General features: G+C 29.1%; 1 protein-coding gene. It reads right to left on the minus strand.

Going from position 1 to position 1,557, the window contains the following annotated elements:
- On the minus strand, positions 1–1,513 hold a 1,513-nt coding region (locus DXA13_RS20605), incomplete at its 3' end, for a YfhO family protein (RefSeq protein WP_243009258.1).
- Positions 1,514–1,557 lie beyond the last annotated feature (44 nt).

Below are 1,557 nucleotides of genomic sequence, written 5' to 3' on the forward strand. Positions count from 1 at the left end.
AATTACTACAGCTTTCTGCAACCTTAAATCCTAACGGAAGCGCATAAGGATTCTCATAAATATTTTTATTATTTATTATATTATCTGATTTTTTTACTAAACCACCAAACTCTTGATTAGCTAATATATACTTTATTCCCAATAGACTATCTGATGGCAAAATTGGTTCATCATACATAGTAATGACACCATTTATACCGTATCCAAAGGCCTCGCCTAATTTTCGTAGATTTTCATTAAATGTTGATGTATATTGAGAAAATCCCCGATAATTATAGGCTAAATTTTCATTAAAATAAGCCGTACATTTTGTGAGGTTCTTCTCTCTATTAAATGTTTGTTCAATTCTATAAAATATAGTATCATCTTTAATACTGGCTAATTGAGATTCTTGATTTTTAGCATAGATCTTATACCTTTCAGCCTCATCCCAATAAAATGCCTTCCCAATAGCCACTCCTCCTATAGTCAATTCCAATAAAATAACCACTCCTAAAACACTAAAAGTAACCACTTTTAAATATTTTATTTTAATTAAATATTTTTCTATTCCAAATATTAATAAAGTAGTTATTACTGTAGTTATAGTGATCCAATATCCTCTCTGATTTGAAAACCTTTCGCAAAAGTTCAAATATGCAAAACATCCCACTAAAATCAAACTGCACAGTGAGAGAATATTGTATCTAGTTTTTTTATAGGCTTTTACCCCTTCTGCAGCAAAATAAATCAATACCCATGTTTGTAAAAAAGAAAATCGACAAAAATAGCTTTCCGCTATACGAAATCCATTCCATATATTTTCTAGAGGTTTAAATATAATAGACATCAACATAATTATTAAAAAAACAGCAGAAATAATAAATCTTTTACATCGTTTCTCGTATATTAGCAAAACAAAATAGTACATAATAAATACCAGCACCAATGTTCCGCAAAATAAACTCAAATTATTGTCTCCAATGTCATTACCGGCAACAAAACCTCTTAATAAATGTGTAAAATCCCCATTATATTTTATCCTGAATATACCATGTTCTATTCCTCCCTTCCCCTGCCTTAAAGTATATATTACTGGCAAAAAAAAGGCGAAACTTATAAAAACACCTAATAACATATTTCGAACAAATATTCCGAGATTATAAATCCTCTGTCCCCAACTTAATTTTTTTATTAACACCTCATATATAAAGTAAATACCAGAAAACAGGCAAATCATATATGCAGTATACCAATTAAACAAAATCGCGCAACAAACCGATGCTATAAGTAAAGTATGTTTCTTTTGCTCAATACTTTTCCAAACTCCCAACATAACTAGTGGAAGCATATATACTCCATCCAGCCACATCAAATTATCCATCTGATGTAAATTGTAAAAAGAGAGCGCATAACATATGGAAAGCAAAAATACATATGGTTTCTTTAAATTTATAAATCTGCTGTATAAAAAAAGCGCCTGGAACAAACCACAAAATCCTAATTTAATAGCAATTGCAAAATAAATAAACAACTGAATATCCTGTTTATTATAAATAATAACAATAAATTTATTAG

The sequence above is a fragment of the Clostridium sp. AM58-1XD genome (genome assembly GCF_003464085.1).
Classification (GTDB): Bacteria; Bacillota; Clostridia; order Lachnospirales; family Lachnospiraceae; genus Lachnoclostridium_A.